The sequence below is a fragment of the Lihuaxuella thermophila genome (genome assembly GCF_900110165.1).
Classification (GTDB): domain Bacteria; phylum Bacillota; class Bacilli; order Thermoactinomycetales; family Thermoactinomycetaceae; genus Lihuaxuella; species Lihuaxuella thermophila.
Genome location: NZ_FOCQ01000021.1, coordinates 18,853 through 35,406, shown reverse-complemented (window position 1 = coordinate 35,406; position 16,554 = coordinate 18,853). Strand labels below are relative to the sequence as shown.

Genomic DNA, 16,554 nt, shown 5'->3' with positions numbered 1-16,554 from the left:
ATATTGCGTATTAACAGATAATCCTTTAGAAAAGGGTGTATTGGGGGAGGAGAGCCGGGATGAGCAAAGGAAAAACAGAAGAAGCGAAAGAGACCGTTACGGGGGTCGATATCGGTGTCGCCCTTCTGGATCAGTCCGGAGCTGTCAGATACGCCAATGATACGATTCGCCACTGGTTGGGTCCTACCGATTCGTGGATGAAAGCCGGATTGGAATTGCTGATATCGAAGTCACGTATATCCGACATTCTGAATTCCGGGGAGGCGGTCCACTGGCGGACCACGCTGTCCGGTTTGGATCTGCACGTGAGCGCCCATCCGGACCGCCGTGCCCCGTCCGGACCGGGGATCGTGCTCGTCGCTTATGATATGACTCCGCTGAAGAAGATGCAGGAACGCTTGGCAGAGGCCAAGGCGGCCGGGGATGAACTGGACGCGATTATCCAAAATTCGTATGACGCCATTTACATCGCCGATACGAACGGAATCACGCTGAAGACCAACGACGCCATCGAACGGCTGACGGGAATACCCAAAGAGTATTATATCGGGAAGGATCTTCGCTATCTGGAAAAGCGGGGGATTGTCGAAAAATCCGTTACATTCGAGGTGATCAGACAAAAAAATCCGGTGACGGTCATTCAGGAAAACGCGCTGGGCAGAGTGTTGTTGATCACCGGCAGCCCGGTCTTCAACGAGCAGGGAGAAGTGATCCGGGTTGTGACCAACCTGCGTGATATCTCCGAATTAAACCGGTTGAGGGAGGAATTATTGCAATTACGCAAATTCCATGCGGGAGACGAACCGGTCGTGATCGCCAGCAAGGCGATGGAGCGGGTGATCGAGCTCGCCAACCGGGTTGCCGATACCGATACGACCGTATTGCTGCTCGGCGAATCGGGAGTGGGGAAAGAAGTGGTGGCCCGCATGATCCACCGGAACAGCAAACGGTACGAAAAGGGGGCTTTCATCAAAGTCAATTGCGGGGCCATCCCGCAGGAGCTCCTGGAATCCGAACTGTTCGGGTATGATTCGGGCGCATTTACCGGCGCGAAGAAAAACGGCAAGCCGGGAATGTTTGAGCTGGCGCATGAAGGAACATTATTTCTCGATGAAGTCGGGGAGTTGCCGCTCCACCTGCAGGTGAAATTGCTTCGGGTGCTTCAGGATCAGGAGTTTCACCGCGTGGGGGGAGTGAAGCCGGTCAAGGTGAATGTGAGGATTGTAGCGGCGACCAACCGGGATCTGAAAAAGATGGTGGCAGAAGGCTCGTTTCGGGAGGATCTTTATTACCGGCTCTATGTGGTTCCGATCGAAATCCCGCCTCTGCGGAAACGCCGGGAGGATATTTTGCCGTTGATCCGGTTTTTTCTGGACAAGTTTAACCGGAAATACCAAACGGCCAAGCACTTTACGGAAGACACGCTGAACCTCCTCAAGGAATATTCGTGGCCGGGAAATATCAGGGAATTGTCCAATCTGGTGGAACGGCTGCTGGTCACCACGCCTTCCCACGAGATCCGACCGGAACATTTGCCGCCTTTAACTGGAGGAAATCTGCCAGGGAGGGAAAACTCCATCTCTGAGAAAGAGCGGAGGAAAGGACCGGCAGAACCCGATTTCGGCGTTTTGGAAAAGATCGGGGAGTCGGACGGTCTGCAGGCGGCCTTGGAACAATTGGAACAACGGATTCTCGCAGCCGCTTTTGAGCGGTATGACAGCTCCTATGAAGTGGCAAAGGCGTTAAAAATCAGCCAGTCGACAGCGATCCGGAAAGCATACAAATACGGCATTCGCGGCAAAAAGCGGGAGGGACGGAAAACATACTCCCAACCATAACAGGATGGCGCGAGTGATGCGGTAAAGGAACAGGAGGTGCGTGATGGCAGACGAAAACGATTTGCGGGAGCTTCGCGAATACTTTTCCAATGTGCCGTTTTGGCAGTATACCGGCTGTGTGATTGAGGAAGTCGGTGACGGACATGCGGTGTTGTCTTTAGCCATCGAACGGCATCACTTGAACGGGAATATGACCGTTCACGGCGGCGTTTATGCAACCCTGCTGGACAATGCAATGGGCTTGGCCTCACGGGCCGCGGCCGGACGTTACCAGGCGACGACTCACATGAATGTTCATTTTCTGGCTTCGGCGGACACGGGCAAGATCTATGCCCGCGGCAGGGTGGTGCACCGCACCAAGCGAACGGTCACCACGGAAGCCCGTGTGGAAACCGAAGACGGAACCCTTCTGGCCATGGCAACCGGCACTTTCCGCGTATTTCAGGGCCCCGCTTAAGATGCGGGGCTTTTTCATCTGGCAGCGGGTATATTTTTCGGGCACGTGATTCAAATCTGTTTTTACCGTATTTAGAGGTTGAGAGGGAGATCAAGCAAAGCCATCGTATTTAATAACTGCATAATCTCATTTAAACAATGAAAGAGGGCCATCATGGAGATATTGAACCATCATCGACAGATTTTAGAGGAACTGAAGAAAATCGAGAAGGAAGAACAAGTGCGTATACTTTATGCCTGTGAGTCTGGGAGCCGGGCATGGGGCTTCCCTTCGAAGGATAGTGATTATGATGTCCGGTTTCTCTATGTCCGGCGAATCGAGTGGTATTTATCCATCTTTGAAAAAAGGGACGTGATTGAACGGCCTATTCACGGCATGCTTGACATCAACGGATGGGATTTGCGGAAAGCCTTGAATTTATTCCGAAAATCGAATCCCCCGTTGCTTGAGTGGCTGCAGTCGCCGATCCAATATGATGAGAACTATTCGGTTGCCGGACAGCTCCGGCAACTGTCCTCCTCAGCCTTTTCGCCCAAATCGTGCATGTACCATTATCTCAATATGGCTAAAGGCAATTTCCGTGAGTATCTCCAAGGGGACCTGGTGAAAATCAAGAAATATTTTTATGTGTTGCGCCCCATTCTCGGCTGCATGTGGATTGAAGAGAAAAATACCATGCCACCGATGGAGTTTGCACAATTGGTAGAAGAGTTATTGCCGGCGAATAGCGAATTGAGAAGCGAAATTGCTCAGCTGCTGGAGCGGAAAAAATCCGGAGAAGAACTGGACCTGGAACCAAAGATCGCCGTCATCCACGACTTTATTCATGAGAAGATCGGGCATTTTGAACGGACAGCCAAAATGTTGCCCGTTGCAGATCGCAATCTGGATCGCCAATTGGATGAACTGTTTCGTGCTGCCTTGACTGAGGTATGGGGAGGATAAACTGGACAGGAGTTGATTCAGGAAGGCTATGCGGTCGATCGGAAAGAGGGAACATTCAAAGAATAGACCCGCACAGAATGGTTTCAACATCTCCTATTTTCCGGGAAATAATGACAGGAATCCGGTTTATTTGCTGGAAAATCACCTCATTTATCGAAAAAAGTAAGTAAACATGGAAAGGAGGAAGGCGATCAACAGAGAGGTTTTCTCATGAAGGTGAGAGAAGAACGCTGTTCGCAATGAACCGGTTTTTCCCCTTTGTAGTTCAACTCATTCATTCTATTCAATAGCAGCAGGAGATGATTGGAAGGAGGTGTTTGATTGCCAACTATTTTGGAGACGGAGCGTCTAATTCTCAGACCTTTCGAGCCGAAAGATGCCAAGACGGTTCAGATTTTGGCGGGTGATTGGGAAATAGCGGATAAAATCCCGCCAATTCCCCATCCTTATCCGGATGGTGCGGCAGAATCCTGGATCGAGTATTTAAATAAAAACGACCCGGAAATCGGATTTGCTATTACAAGAAAAACAGGTACCCGGTTGATGGGTTCCATCAGTTTGATCCTGAGTAAAGAGCATCAAAAAGCAGAAGTCGGGTATTGGTTAGGCACTCCGTATTGGGGCAATGGATATATGACGGAAGCATGCAAAAGAATCATTCCATATGGATTTGAGGAATTAAACTTAAATAAATGAACCTCCTCTGTTATGACAAGAAATCCTGCATCCGGCAGAGTGTTGGAAAAGTGCGGTTTCAAAAAAGAAGGGACCTTGTTACAACACATTTTTTGCCAAAGGTAAATTTGAGGATATACATGTTTATGGTTTATTAAGAACCGATTTTGAAAATAAGAAGTGAAGCGGATATTAAGGATTAGCTGATGACAAAAGTCCAAATCAAAATAGATCCGAATGAGCAGCTAAAATGCAAGTCCCCCAAGCAGGGGGACTTTCTTAACTTCTTCTCCTGTCAATTTTCCTCTCAACATTCGCGTTCTCACCACTTATCTCCACGGCAGGATCCCCGTTCGACGCACGATATGCCACCGCTTTGGCGTAGAGATTGATCTTAAAGGCAGATCGGTCGTCCCCCTCCATTTCCACGGTTTACAAGAATAATTCCGGATAAATGAAAAGCTCTAGGAACAAATAATGGTGTGTAATCTGGAAAGTCGTAAAAACTACCATTTACAAATAGGAATTATTACGATATATATCTTATATGAATGATGACATTCAGAACATGACAAAGGAGAGGTCTGTGTGGGAAAAGATAGAATTCCCGTCACTGTGTTGAGCGGGTACCTGGGTGCAGGAAAAACAACGATTTTGAACCATGTTTTAAATAATCGGCAGGGATTGAAGGTAGCAGTTATCGTGAACGATATGAGTGAAATCAATATCGATGCCGATTTGGTCGGGAGAGAAACCAATCTTTCGCGGACGGAAGAAAAGTTAGTGGAAATGTCAAACGGTTGTATTTGCTGTACTTTGCGGGAAGACTTGCTGGTTGAAGTGGAGAGATTAGCCAAAGAGGGGCGCTTCGACTACATATTGATCGAGTCAACCGGAATCAGCGAGCCGGTTCCCGTTGCCCAAACATTCAGCTACATAGATGAGGAACTCGGAATCGATCTGACTTCCCTGTGCAGGCTGGATACGATGGTGACGGTAGTGGATGCCTACCGCTTTTGGCATGACTTTTCCTCCGGTGAATCGCTGTTGGACCGGCAGCAGGCGCTGGGGGAGGAAGATACCCGCGACGTCGTGGATCTGTTAATCGATCAAATTGAATTCTGTGATGTGCTCATCCTGAACAAGTGTGATCTTGTCAGCGAGTCCGAACTGGCGAAGCTGGAAGCCGTGCTGCGCAAATTGCAGCCCTCGGCGAAAATCATCCGAAGTATAAAAGGAAAAATTAACCCGGATGAAATTCTGAACACGGGTCTTTTTGACTTTGAAAAAGCCAGCCAGTCCGCCGGATGGCTGCAAGAGCTGCAAAAAGGGGAACATACTCCGGAAACGGAGGAATACGGGATCTCGTCCTTTGTTTATCGCAGGAGAAGGCCGTTTCATCCCGAGCGTTTAACCCGATGGTTCGAAGAATGGCCGGAAGACGTAGTGCGCGCGAAAGGGATGCTCTGGCTGGCCACACGAAACGACACGGCGCTCAGCTTCAGTCAGGCGGGCCCCTCAATTCAGCTCGGAGTGATGGGACACTGGGTTGCATCCCTGCCAAACGAAGAACAAGCGGAAATTCTGAAAGAACAGCCGGAACTCAAAGAATGGTGGGATGAAACACATGGAGACCGGATGAACGAAATTGTTTTGATCGGGATGGAGATGAACCGGGAGGAGTTGGAGGAAGAATTAGACCGCCTGTTGCTTACAGATGAAGAGATGAACATGGATTGGACTCAATTTGCCGATCCGTTGCCAAAAGCGGCTGAACCGGAAGAGGTCAGATCAGCATAGAAGCATTGCCAGGATGAAATGGAAGAACAGACTGGTTGCCTCTGAAGAAGTGGTGCTCATGGTCAACCTGTGTATGTGATGTCGTTGTATGGAACTTTATCTTGTGTGATGTGTGTTCACTTCCGGCCGCTGTTTGTGAAGGCGGAATCTTGTTGGCAAACAGGTATCCTGTATTTTCCGCGTATTGGGCCCGCTTCAGATGCGGGGCTTTTTTTGACAAGTTGAACGTAGCGCCCAGCCAGAAGCTGACCCAACTCTGACTCATGGCACGGATGGTGTGGTCAGAAAGTTTGTTTCTATTGACTTGTTTGTCGAAAATTCAGTTATAGGAGCAGGCAAGAAGGGGCTTTCCGGAGCATGATGGCAAAATGACTACAATATTTATTTGATAATTTGGATATTTGCTATTAATCACACGGGTGAATTAGTGTAAAATATAAACTACAAGGGTTTCACACATTGGGCAGGATCACGCCCGGTGTGCCGGAACAATCCGCCATGCCCTAACATTCCTCCAGTCATCTCGTCATACAAATAGAAAATAACAGCTCTTTTCAAAAAATCTCCTGAATGACCTCTCCAATGCGGCACAGTTCGTGATTATGAGCCTCACCATGGATCCTCCTCAACCTGTGCAGATTCTCGTTTTGCAGGGGCAAGAAAGTTCAAACGCGATGATTCGTTTGCTTATTCGGCGTCCCGGGGACGCGCGGTGGAATTCATCATTTTTCATCAAGCCGGAAAACGCTTTCTTTCCGGGTTTGCTGCCGGATCCGAGTCTCAACACAACTGACGGGAGGGAGAAAGGAGTGCAAGCGATCCCCGTTTTAAAAGACTTTTTTGATAAGTCGCTCATACCTGTTGGAGAAAAAGATAAACTTACACTGGGAAAATCAAATCACGGAGAAGAAGGATTATATGAATCGGTTACCCACTGGCTGATTGCCTTGATCTGGTGTGAAACCGAAGCGGTAACCGGATGGAAGGTTTCAGTGTATCCCGTTTGTTCAGACAGACCTTTTTGGCTGTTATCTCCCTATTATGAAACCAGCTCTCTGTATGCTTTTGAAATTGCGTTGAAACTATCGGGCATCCTGGAAACCCATTCGCAAAAAGACTTGCTTACCACCCGTTTATTTTACCGGGAGATTAACGAATTCACCGGATCGCAAGTGAAGATTTCCATCAATTATGAACATTTTAAACAGCGGGCATTCCAAAATGATGATCTTGCATAAATGGAGGTAGCTGCATGTTGCATATCGTTGTCTGTATCAAACAAGTCCCTGACAGCAGAGAGATTCGTATTGATCCCAATACGAACACATTGATCCGGCAGGGAGTTCCCAGTATCGTCAATTTTTATGACCTGCATGGGCTGGAGGAAGCGCTGCGCATCAAAGATCAGCATGGAGCCCGGATTACGGTGGTCACCATGGGACCGCCTCCTGCGGAAAAATCGCTGAAGGAATGTATTTCGCTCGGAGCGGATGAAGCCGTTCTCGTCACAGACCGCAAATTTGCCGGTGCGGATACGCTGGCTACTTCCTACGTGCTGGCGAAAACCATTCAAAAGGTGGAACAGGAATGGGGACCGGCAGATATTGTTTTTTGCGGAAAACAGACGCTGGATGGAGATACCGGTCAAGTGGGCCCCGGCATTGCCTGCCGGCTGAATCTGGAGCAGTTGACCTATGTGGGGAAAGTGGTCCGTGTCGATCCCGAAGCGCGGAGGGTGAGGGTTCACAGGTATCTGGAGGACGGCATTGAAGTGGTGGAGACTTCCATGCCGGTCCTCATCACCGCTCTGAAAGAACTGAACGAAGTGAGGAGAGCATCGCTGCCGGGGATGATCCGGGCTGCCAGATATAAGCCGGTTACATGGACGACGGCCGATTTTCCGGACATAGAGGTCAGCAAAATCGGGCTGAAAGGGTCACCCACCATTGTCGCGAAGACCTGGGTGCCGGAGGCCAGAAAAATTGAAGGCGAAATGATCAGCGGTGACACGCCGGAACAGATCGCCGAACAGTTGACGGCAAAACTGTGGGAAAGTGACTTGGCAGAGAAATTGGGCTGGATTTGATAGAAGGAGGCGATCATGATGGCCAGAGAACGAACAAACGATCAAATGCCCGATTGGTCCAATTACCGTGGAGTCCTTGTTTTTGTGGAACAAAGGAACGGCATCGCCAAAAATGTGTCATGGCAACTCCTGGGAGCGGGCAAAAAGCTCGCCGACAAACTGGATGTTTCGCTTATGGCTTTGGTCGTCGGCGATCAGGTGGAACACTTGGCCCGGGAAGCGGTCTATTACGGGGCTGACAAAGTATTTTTGTGTGAAGGGCCTGAGTTAAAGGATTACCGGACCCGTCCGTACAGCCGCATTACTTTAAAGTTGATCGAGGAGATCAAGCCGGAAATCTGTCTGTTCGGCGCGACCGCCACGGGCAGGGATTTGGCGGGAGCGATCGCTACACACTTGCCGACCGGACTGACGGCCGATACCACGGAACTGGATGTGGAGCCTCATCCCTCCCGATTGCTGTTGGCGAGCCGTCCCGCTTTTTCGGAGAAGATGATGGCCACGATTTTGTGTAAACAGTATCGCCCGCAGATGGCTACCGCCCGTGCCGGGGTGTTTCAGGCGCTTCCGCGGGATCCCGGCCGCCAGGGAGAAATAGTGCGGATCGACAACCCGATGAGCGAAGATCAGATTGCCGCCAAGGTCGTAGAGTTTATCGAGCAAAGAGGCGGGGTGAATCTCGAAGACGCGGAGATTATTGTCGCCGGCGGAAGGGGATTGGGCGGTCCGGAACCTTTTAAGATGTTACAGGAACTGGCCGATGCGCTGGGTGGTGTCGTGGGGGCGAGCCGGGCTTGTGTGGATGCGGGTTGGATCAAGCACGAACACCAGGTGGGGCAAACCGGGTGCACAGTAAGACCCAAACTTTACTTTGCGATCGGCATCTCCGGAGCCGTGCAACATACGGTGGGGATGTCAAACTCCGAGGTGATTGTGGCCATTAACAAAGATCCGAACGCTCCGATTTTCCAGATAGCCCATTACGGGATTGTCGGTGATTTATTTACCATTGTGCCCGCGATTACGAGAGAAGTGAAGAAAAGAAGAGCGGCCAAGTTAGATCCGACTGCGGCATTCAGAGCCTGACCTTGCTGAAGGGGTGGGCATCTTGCCAAGTCTTCGGTTCAATCCGGGTGAGTAAAAAACACCGGACAGCGGTTGATCTGTTCCCGGGATTTCATGTTCATGTTTGATCAAACTGATGTTTACCGATCTGATGAGTAAGGGGCGATGCACAGTGAATGAAAAATTTGATGCAGTGGTCGTAGGAGCGGGTCCGGGAGGCACTGCGGCCGCTCTGACGATGGCCAGGGCCGGGTTAAATGTGGTACTGCTTGAACGTGGTGAATTTCCGGGCGCAAAAAATATTTTTGGAGGGGTCCTGTACCGAAAACAGATTGAGGAGCTCGTGCCTGAATTTTGGAAAGAACGCAATTTCCCGATGGAACGGAATATTGTAGAACAGCGGATTTGGGTGATGGGAAAAGAGTCCATGGTCACCTTCAGCCATCGAAACGAAGCCTATAAAGAACCTTACAACTGTTTTACCGGACTCAGAGTAAAATTTGACCAGTGGTTCGCCGACAAGGCGGTTCAGGCTGGAGCACTGCCGGTCTACCAAACGGTTGCTCTCGATGTGATCCGGGACGGAAACAGGGTGGTTGGGGTCAAAACGGACCGCGAAGACGGAGAGCTCTATGCGGATGTGGTTGTGATTGCGGATGGTGTCAACTCCCTCTTGGGCAAATCCATGGGCATCCACAGAGAGTGGCGTCCGGACGAAGTATCCCTGGCTGTCAAAGAAGTGATTGCCCTTCCCAAAGAAAAAATCGAAGATCGCTTCAATGTGGAGGGAAACGAAGGAGTCACGATTGAATTTATGGGTGAAACCTCGCTCGGGATGGCCGGAATGGGCTTTTTATACACGAATAAAGAAACGATCTCCCTGGGTGTGGGAGTCATGGTCAACCACCTCAGGGACAAGCGAATCAAGCCGTACGCGATTCTCGAAGCCATCAAGCAGCATCCCATGATCAAGAAGCTCATCCAGGGAGGCGAAACGCTGGAATACTCCGGACACCTGATTCCAGAAGGCGGCTATCATTCCGTTCCTCCGCTGTCGGGCGACGGCTGGTGTATCGTTGGGGATGCCGCACAATTGGTCAACTTTGTCCACCGTGAAGGAACCAACCTGGCTATGGCTTCAGGCCGGATGGCAGGGGAAACCGTGATCGAAGCCAAAAACAGAGGCGATTTTTCCGCCGCCACCTTGCGGCTGTACGATGAAAAGGTGAAAAATTCGTTTATCATGAAAGATTTGAGAAAATATAAAGGCATGCATAAGTTACTGAAAGAGGAAGATCCGGAGCTGTTGTTTACCAAACTGCCCCGGGCTCTCAATGAAGCGGCATACAATATGTTTTTGGTCGACGGGGTGCCGAAGGCGGATAAGCAAAAGATGGCACTGAAAAAGATTGCGGAGGCGGCCGGCGGAACCGTTAATCTGATGAAGCTGGGAATAAAAGGATGGAGGGCGATGAACGGATGAGTCAAACGATTTCCGATAAGCTTTTTACGATCCGTTTTAAATGCGACAAAGTTTCCCATTTGACGATCAAAGACCGCGATGTCTGTATCCGATGCACGACCAAAGACTGCAACTTTTTCTGTCCGGCCGATGTGTACGAGTGGGACAAAAAACAAAAGCTCACCACGGTTGCCTTTGAAAACTGCATTGAATGCGGCACATGCAGAATCGCTTGCCCGTCGGACAACATCGAATGGGTCTATCCCAAAGGAGGGTACGGCATGTCGTTTAAAATGGGATAATGCCGGCTAAATAACATGATTATAGGGTTTATGCCTGCTACGCCTTTTATTGCGCTTGCGTAATAAGAGGCTTTTTTTCTTCAATCGACTTTCACGCGTATTCTGGATACTCCGTTGTACCCGTAGCCTTTTCGGTTCCACTCCGGCTGCATGGGCTGGACTCGGCCGGCGGAATCCCGCGCCCGGGCCAGGATGACGTATTCTCCTTTCTGTTTCGCTTCCCACTCATAGCTCCAAAACACCCAAGCATACGGATGCCGGGAGTCGCCAAGGAGGGTGGCCGGTTCCCAGGAAACACCGTTGTCGGTGCTCACCTCTACTTCGGAGATCCTGCCTTCTCCCGTCCACGCGATTCCTTTAATCAGGTTGGTCCCTCTGGCCAATATGTCATAATCCTGTGGCTGCCGGATGATCGAGTTGACCTTCATGGTGGTAACGGGGCTTTTTCCATCGTCTGAATCCGGGTGGGGGTAATACATATAATCGGTTGTCTGGAAGGGTCCCTCGAACGACTGGTCGATCACCGAGATTCTGCATAACCACTTGACCGAGGCCATCGCATACCAGCCGGGAACGATTAAACGGAAAGGAAATCCGTGCTTCAGGGGAATGGAAGCGCCATTTAGTTCGTAGGCCACGATCGTATCCGGATGCATGGCCTTATCAACGGGCAGGCTTCTCTGGTAAGCGGTGTGGTTCCCCCGGTCCGCGCCGGTAAACACAATTTCTTTGGCTCCGCTTTGGATTCCGGCCCTCTCTAGCAGAACATGGAGAGGAACCCCTTTCCATATACCCTGGCTAATGGCCCCCTTTTGCCATTGAACGCCATAGACGCGGGGATGGTACATGGTCCGCTTATTTCCGGCACACTCCAACGGGACGGCCAATGTCTTGGACGGCAACTTACACAATTGTTCAAGGTCGAACACCAAGGGGCGTTGGACGATGCCGTCGATTTGAAGGGTAGTTGGAGCTTCGGATGCAGATGGATAGCGGAAGTGATTTCGCTTGTAAAAAAATTCTTCCGGTGTCACCCAATCCTCCACAAAATGAATGGGTGTTTCCTGATTCTCCGGTTCCAGACTGATGGTGAGGGGACAGGGTTTTACCATCGGTTTGTTTTCATCCATCTTTTCAGGCCTCCCAAGACCATTTTTCCTTCAGGACGCTCTTCGCAGACCAAAGACTTTATACTTTCGTCTTCAGATTTTTTAAAAATTCAATACTGTGCTCATCCCGATTGTCCATCGCCTCATCCAGGTAACAGTCGAGTTTATTTTTTAAGAAGCCGGTTTCCTCATGAGTAAGCACCATGTCGGGATCGCCGATTTTGTTCAGGATGGAAGCAATGATGAACCGGTCTTTTTTCTTCGACTTTCCGGCTAATTTCATCAGATTTTTGGCCAGAAAGTATCTCTCTTTCAAGTTGATATAACTCACCGTGATCATCCTTCCTTCAATTGATCGCCATCGTCGAAAACAGCATGAGTGACCAAAGTTGGCTGACCTGAATACGCTGATGCTGAAAGGAGACATCAAATCCTGACTAAATAACTAGAGATTGTCAAGAATTGGTTGTCTCTCGTTACATTGAAAAACATTCAACGGAGGAAGCGATATGGATTTTCTGCAATGTGTTCATCATGTTTTAGCGAAATTAACACAGCCGACACTTCGCGAACTGAAAGAGGCGATTTCTTCGATCGGCTGTACCCGTGAACGAATCCTTCCCCATCTCACTCATGCAGACATCCTTCCATACGGCAGAAATGTCATTTTCCGGTCCGATGTGATGGAGGCGATTGTGATTCATATACCGGGGAAGCAAGAAACACCTGTTCATGATCACGGAAATTCGATTGGTTGTGCATATGTCGTGGAAGGAAGCCTGATCAACCAGTTGTACGTACTTGATAAAGAGAACCAACTCTTCTGCTATGAGCAAAACAGATTCCTGAAAGGCGATTTCTTTTATGCGGTCAAAGGACAGATTCACAAAATGTGCAATCCTTCCGAGGAAAGGCTGATTACTTTTCACGTTTACTCTCCGCCGCTGACAGCCATGAGAACTTACCGATGAAACGGGTTCCATTTCTCAACCCGTATACTTGCCGTATACGGGTCGTTCATCCATTCCTGGACCGGATGAACGACATTGTCTTCACCATTGGCTTCTGTGACGTCGGGATGGAATCCATCACCTGATCCCGAATTTTACCGGCCAGGGAAGCAAACAAAGCACTGCTTCGCTGACGGGGGCGGGGAAGGGAGATCGGAACTTCGAGATCAACGGTTCCGTTTTTCAGCAAAACCACCCGGTCCGCAAGAGCAACCGCCTCTTCCGCGTCATGGGTGACCAGCAGGGCAGTAAATCCCTGTTCCTGCCACAGTTTTTCAATCAATTGCTGCATCTCGATCCGTGTGAACGCATCCAGGGCGCCTAAAGGTTCATCCAGCAATAGCAGGCGGGGGCGGCTGACCAGTGCCCGCGCCAAGGCTGCGCGTTGGCGTTGTCCGCCGGAGAGAATCCCCGGCCACTCCTGCGCGTATTCCGCCAAGCCAACTTGTCGGAGCAGGCGTCCGGCCGATTCTTTCTGACTGTCTCCGGCACCGCCCACACCAAGCGCGACATTGTCAATGACTTTCCGCCAAGGCAACAGGCGGGCATCCTGAAACATCACTCTGGCCGCAGGGTTCAGCCCGGAAATCCGGTGTCCGTCCTGGATAATCGCTCCCCCTGTGGGAGTCTCCAGACCAGCGATCAACCGTAAAAGCGTACTTTTCCCGCATCCTGATCGGCCGACGATCGCGATAAATTCACCCGGTTTCACATCGAGATCCACGCTGCTTAATATAAGGCGATTGCCGAATTTTTTTTGCAATCCTTGTATGAACAGGCGCGTTCCTGAAATATGGCTGTCCACTTGAGACACCTCCTGTACGTGTTTCGCTACATACGCCAGCGCAGGCAACGGTTTTCCAGCAGTTTTGCCAGTATATCGGCTAATTTTCCGAGCAAGGCATACATGAATATACTCAACACAACGACATCCATCTGCATAAATTCCCGGGCATTCATCGCCATATATCCGATCCCGGAATCGGATGAGATCGTTTCCGCCACGATCAGCGTTAACCACATAATCCCCAGCGAGTAGCGGAGACCTACCAGGATGGACGGCATGGCGCCCGGCAGGATGATCTGCCGGAACAGCGGCCAGCCGTTCAGCCCGTAGACTTTCCCCATCTCAATCAAGCCGGGGTCCACTGAGCGGATCCCGTGGAAGGTATTCAGATAAAGAGGGAAAAACACCCCCAGGGCGACCAGAAACAATTTGGCCTCTTCACCGATTCCAAACCAGAGGATGGCCAGCGGAATCAAAGCCAGGTGAGGGATATTTCGCAGCATCTGCACGGTGGTATCCAACAGCTTTTCAGCTGCCGGGATGAGTCCGTTTAAAAAACCCAGTGCCAGACCGATCCCGCCGCCAACCACCAACCCGACCAGCGCCCGGCTGGTGCTCTCACCGATATGTTGGAACAGTTCACCCGACTCTGACAGCCGGAGAGCAGCCTCTATCACGCCGATCGGTTCCGGCAGCGTTTGTCCCGAAATCCAGCCAAGAGTGCTCAAAATCTGCCAGAGAATCACCAGTACAACCGGGATGATCCAGGAAATGAGAGAATCTGCGGTTTTATGGAGAGAAGAGCCCTTAGCCATCCGCAACCACACCTTTCTGCTTGGGAAAATAATCGTTGGCCACCATTTCCCCGAAGGGGCTGTAGAGATGTGGAGATGAATCAGCAGTTTTTTTCGCCACCGGCAACTCAGGAAACAGCAGTTCCGCTGTCCGGTAGGCTTCTTCCAGATGGGGATAGCCCGAGAGAATGAAGGTTTCGATTCCAATAGAAGCATATTCCTTCATTCGTTCAGCTACGGTGCGCGGATCTCCAACCAGAGCCGTACCTGCTCCGCCACGGACCAGACCCACTCCCGCCCACAAATTGGGGCTGATCTGTAAATTGGATTTCTTTCCCCCATGAAGTTGAGACATGCGATGTTGCCCTTCTGAATCGAACCGGGAAAAAATGCGTTGGGCAGCCGCAATCGTTTCGTCGTCAACATAACGGATCAACCGGTCGGCGGCGTCCCAGGCTTCCTGTTCCGTTTCCCGCACGATCACGTGCAACCGGATGCCGAAGCGGAGGGTTCTGCCCTGATCGCCCGCTAATTTGCGTACTTGGTCAATCTTTTTCGCCACTTGTGCCGGGGGCTCGCCCCAGGTCAGGTAAACGTCCGCGTGTCTGGCTGCCACCTTCTGGCCCGCAGGGGAGGAGCCTCCGAAATACAGGGGAGGATACGGGTGTTGCACAGGAGGAAACAGCAGCTTTCCACCTTTTACTTTTAAATGTTGACCGTTGAAATCAACCTCCCGCCCCTGCATTACTTCCCGCCAGATGGTCAGGAACTCGTCGGTCAGCTCATACCGCGTATCGTGGTCGAGATGGACACCGTCCCCGGCCAGCTCCACAGGGTCTCCGCCAGTCACCACGTTGATGAGCAGCCGGCCCCCGGACAGCCGGTCGAAGGTGGCCGCCATTCGCGCTGCGGCAGAAGGGGAGATGAGACCGGGCCGGACGGCGACCAAAAAGCGCATCCGCTTTGTCACCGCTAACAGGGAGGAGGCCACAATCCATGCATCTTCACAGGATCTTCCGGTGGGAAGCAAGGCTCCGCTGAAACCCAGGTGATCCACTGCCTGGGCGAGCTGCCGCAAATACGGGAAGTTGACCGTGCGGCCTCCAGTGGCTGTACCTAAATACCGGCCGTCGCCATGGGTAGGAATAAACCAGAATACTTGCATATTTCCACAACCTTTCCTTTTATCGATGATGAGGCCAGACCGCGTCTTGGACACGGATCTTTTTGGGGATCAAACCGATTCGCAGAAATGTGTCGGCAATCTGCTGTTGTTCGTTGACAATGGAATCGTTTATGGGTTCCAGTCCGTATTTGGACCGTACAATCGCTTTTTTCACCGGTTGGATATCCATTCCGATTTCCTTGGCGAGCAGTTTGGCCGTTTCATCGGGATGATGGTTGAACCAATCAGTTGTTTTTTTCAGCTCATCTAACACGATCTTGACTTCATCCTGACGTTGTTCGGCGAAAGTGCGGTGTGCGAGGATAAATTCACGGTTGGTGGTATACCCTGTGGCATCCGTAATCGTTTTTGTTTCCAACTCCGTCTCCACCGCGGAATAATACGGATCCCATACCACCCACGCATCGACGCTTTTTTTGGCAAATGCCGCCCGGGCATCCGCCGGAGGAAGATAGACCGGCTTGATGTCGGTATACGTTAAGCCGGCTTTTTCCAACGCTTGTACCAACAAATCGTGCACATTGGACCCTTTGTTCAGCGCCACTTTTTTTCCTTTCAAGTCTTTGACGCTCTTGATGGGGGAATCCTTGGGCACGACAATGGCTTCATTCTCGGGTTTGGGAATCCCGGAACCGATATACACCAGGGGCGTTCCTGCCGCTTGCGCAAAGATGGGCGGGGTGTTTCCCGTATGGCCGATATCAATGCTGCCCACATTCATCGCTTCCAACAGCTGCGGCCCTCCGGGAAACGGTGTCCATTTCACTTGGACGCCCCGGGATTCCAAGCGTTTTTCCAGGGTTCCGCGGGCTTTTAAAATGCTTAATGTGCCGAATTTCTGATATCCGATGCGGATCACACGGTCTCCTTTGCCGGATGCTTCCGGGTTGCAACCGGCGGTAAGGGCGGCAAAGAATGTTGCCAAAAGACACATCGCAGTTACACGGATCATCTGTGTTACATTCATCGCATTCACCTCATCGGCCGGATTTGTTTATGCGTTTGGGAAATCTTCGTGCCAACCGGCGTTTTTGGTAA

General features: G+C 50.8%; 17 protein-coding genes. 11 read left to right on the top strand and 6 right to left on the bottom strand.

What is annotated here, in order from left to right:
- The first annotated feature begins 59 nt into the window (after positions 1–59).
- From BMW55_RS17790 to BMW55_RS17745, 10 genes are all read left to right on the top strand, one after another.
- Complete coding sequence (locus BMW55_RS17790; RefSeq protein WP_089972983.1) at positions 60–1,838, top strand: sigma 54-interacting transcriptional regulator; 1,779 nt, start codon at positions 60–62, stop codon at positions 1,836–1,838.
- A gap of 43 nt (positions 1,839–1,881) precedes the next feature.
- A complete protein-coding gene (locus BMW55_RS17785; protein ID WP_089972980.1) occupies positions 1,882–2,295 on the top strand; it encodes a PaaI family thioesterase in 414 nt (137 codons plus the stop codon).
- Positions 2,296–2,448: 153 nt separating this feature from the next.
- The gene (locus BMW55_RS17780; RefSeq protein ID WP_089972978.1) at positions 2,449–3,240 is read left to right on the top strand and encodes a nucleotidyltransferase domain-containing protein; all 792 of its coding nucleotides are present in this window, start codon (positions 2,449–2,451) and stop codon (positions 3,238–3,240) included.
- Between the two features lie 321 nt (positions 3,241–3,561).
- Positions 3,562–3,936, top strand: coding sequence for a GNAT family N-acetyltransferase (locus BMW55_RS17775; RefSeq protein ID WP_089972975.1), 375 nt, complete (start codon positions 3,562–3,564; stop codon positions 3,934–3,936).
- Between the two features lie 567 nt (positions 3,937–4,503).
- Complete coding sequence (locus tag BMW55_RS17770; RefSeq protein WP_089972972.1) at positions 4,504–5,715, top strand: GTP-binding protein; 1,212 nt, start codon at positions 4,504–4,506, stop codon at positions 5,713–5,715.
- 809 nt (positions 5,716–6,524) lie between these two features.
- Positions 6,525–6,953 carry a hypothetical protein gene (locus tag BMW55_RS17765; protein ID WP_139179540.1) on the top strand — a complete coding sequence of 143 codons (429 nt, stop codon included), beginning with the start codon at positions 6,525–6,527 and terminating at the stop codon, positions 6,951–6,953.
- A gap of 14 nt (positions 6,954–6,967) precedes the next feature.
- Positions 6,968–7,801 (top strand): electron transfer flavoprotein subunit beta/FixA family protein, encoded by an 834-nt coding sequence (locus tag BMW55_RS17760; protein WP_089972967.1) that lies wholly within the window; start codon positions 6,968–6,970, stop codon positions 7,799–7,801.
- 18 nt (positions 7,802–7,819) lie between these two features.
- Entirely contained in the window at positions 7,820–8,887 is a 1,068-nt protein-coding gene (locus BMW55_RS17755) for an electron transfer flavoprotein subunit alpha/FixB family protein (RefSeq protein ID WP_089972964.1), read from the top strand.
- A gap of 151 nt (positions 8,888–9,038) precedes the next feature.
- Positions 9,039–10,349, top strand: a complete 1,311-nt coding sequence (locus BMW55_RS17750; RefSeq protein ID WP_089972962.1) for an FAD-dependent oxidoreductase — start codon at positions 9,039–9,041, stop codon at positions 10,347–10,349.
- A complete protein-coding gene (locus tag BMW55_RS17745; RefSeq protein ID WP_089972959.1) occupies positions 10,346–10,630 on the top strand; it encodes a ferredoxin family protein in 285 nt (94 codons plus the stop codon). The genes BMW55_RS17750 and BMW55_RS17745 overlap by 4 nt, the downstream gene beginning before the upstream one ends.
- A gap of 80 nt (positions 10,631–10,710) precedes the next feature.
- Here BMW55_RS17745 and BMW55_RS17740 read toward each other — a convergent pair whose 3' ends face one another.
- A complete protein-coding gene (locus BMW55_RS17740; RefSeq protein WP_089972956.1) occupies positions 10,711–11,760 on the bottom strand; it encodes a sulfite oxidase in 1,050 nt (349 codons plus the stop codon).
- 58 nt (positions 11,761–11,818) lie between these two features.
- Complete coding sequence (locus tag BMW55_RS17735) at positions 11,819–12,070, bottom strand: hypothetical protein (RefSeq protein ID WP_139179539.1); 252 nt, start codon at positions 12,068–12,070, stop codon at positions 11,819–11,821.
- 178 nt (positions 12,071–12,248) lie between these two features.
- Here BMW55_RS17735 and BMW55_RS17730 point away from each other — a divergent pair, with 178 nt between their 5' ends.
- Complete coding sequence (locus BMW55_RS17730; protein WP_089972951.1) at positions 12,249–12,710, top strand: cysteine dioxygenase; 462 nt, start codon at positions 12,249–12,251, stop codon at positions 12,708–12,710.
- A 46-nt stretch (positions 12,711–12,756) separates the two neighbouring features.
- Here BMW55_RS17730 and BMW55_RS17725 read toward each other — a convergent pair whose 3' ends face one another.
- The 4 genes from BMW55_RS17725 to BMW55_RS17710 are packed head-to-tail and all read right to left on the bottom strand — an operon-like array spanning position 12,757 to position 16,483.
- A complete protein-coding gene (locus BMW55_RS17725) occupies positions 12,757–13,554 on the bottom strand; it encodes an ATP-binding cassette domain-containing protein (protein ID WP_089972949.1) in 798 nt (265 codons plus the stop codon).
- A gap of 26 nt (positions 13,555–13,580) precedes the next feature.
- The gene (gene ssuC, locus BMW55_RS17720; RefSeq protein WP_089972946.1) at positions 13,581–14,351 is read right to left on the bottom strand and encodes an aliphatic sulfonate ABC transporter permease SsuC; all 771 of its coding nucleotides are present in this window, start codon (positions 14,349–14,351) and stop codon (positions 13,581–13,583) included.
- Positions 14,344–15,495: an FMNH2-dependent alkanesulfonate monooxygenase gene (gene ssuD, locus BMW55_RS17715; RefSeq protein ID WP_089972943.1), complete on the bottom strand. Its 1,152-nt coding sequence runs from the start codon at positions 15,493–15,495 to the stop codon at positions 14,344–14,346. Before ssuD ends, ssuC begins: the two co-directional genes overlap by 8 nt.
- A 19-nt stretch (positions 15,496–15,514) precedes the next feature.
- A complete protein-coding gene (locus BMW55_RS17710; RefSeq protein ID WP_244527622.1) occupies positions 15,515–16,483 on the bottom strand; it encodes a sulfonate ABC transporter substrate-binding protein in 969 nt (322 codons plus the stop codon).
- Positions 16,484–16,554 lie beyond the last annotated feature (71 nt).

Bases quoted from the DNA above. Each gene is read 5' to 3' on its own strand.
- BMW55_RS17790 (WP_089972983.1), top strand. From the start codon at position 60: ATGAGCAAAGGAAAAACAGAAGAAGCGAAAGAGACCGTTACGGGGGTC.
- BMW55_RS17785 (WP_089972980.1), top strand. From the start codon at position 1,882: ATGGCAGACGAAAACGATTTGCGGGAGCTTCGCGAATACTTTTCCAAT.
- BMW55_RS17780 (WP_089972978.1), top strand. From the start codon at position 2,449: ATGGAGATATTGAACCATCATCGACAGATTTTAGAGGAACTGAAGAAA.
- BMW55_RS17760 (WP_089972967.1), top strand. From the start codon at position 6,968: ATGTTGCATATCGTTGTCTGTATCAAACAAGTCCCTGACAGCAGAGAG.
- BMW55_RS17755 (WP_089972964.1), top strand. From the start codon at position 7,820: ATGGCCAGAGAACGAACAAACGATCAAATGCCCGATTGGTCCAATTAC.
- BMW55_RS17745 (WP_089972959.1), top strand. From the start codon at position 10,346: ATGAGTCAAACGATTTCCGATAAGCTTTTTACGATCCGTTTTAAATGC.
- BMW55_RS17740 (WP_089972956.1), bottom strand. From the start codon at position 11,760: ATGGATGAAAACAAACCGATGGTAAAACCCTGTCCCCTCACCATCAGT.
- BMW55_RS17730 (WP_089972951.1), top strand. From the start codon at position 12,249: ATGGATTTTCTGCAATGTGTTCATCATGTTTTAGCGAAATTAACACAG.
- ssuC (WP_089972946.1), bottom strand. From the start codon at position 14,351: ATGGCTAAGGGCTCTTCTCTCCATAAAACCGCAGATTCTCTCATTTCC.
- ssuD (WP_089972943.1), bottom strand. From the start codon at position 15,495: ATGCAAGTATTCTGGTTTATTCCTACCCATGGCGACGGCCGGTATTTA.
- BMW55_RS17710 (WP_244527622.1), bottom strand. From the start codon at position 16,483: ATGAATGTAACACAGATGATCCGTGTAACTGCGATGTGTCTTTTGGCA.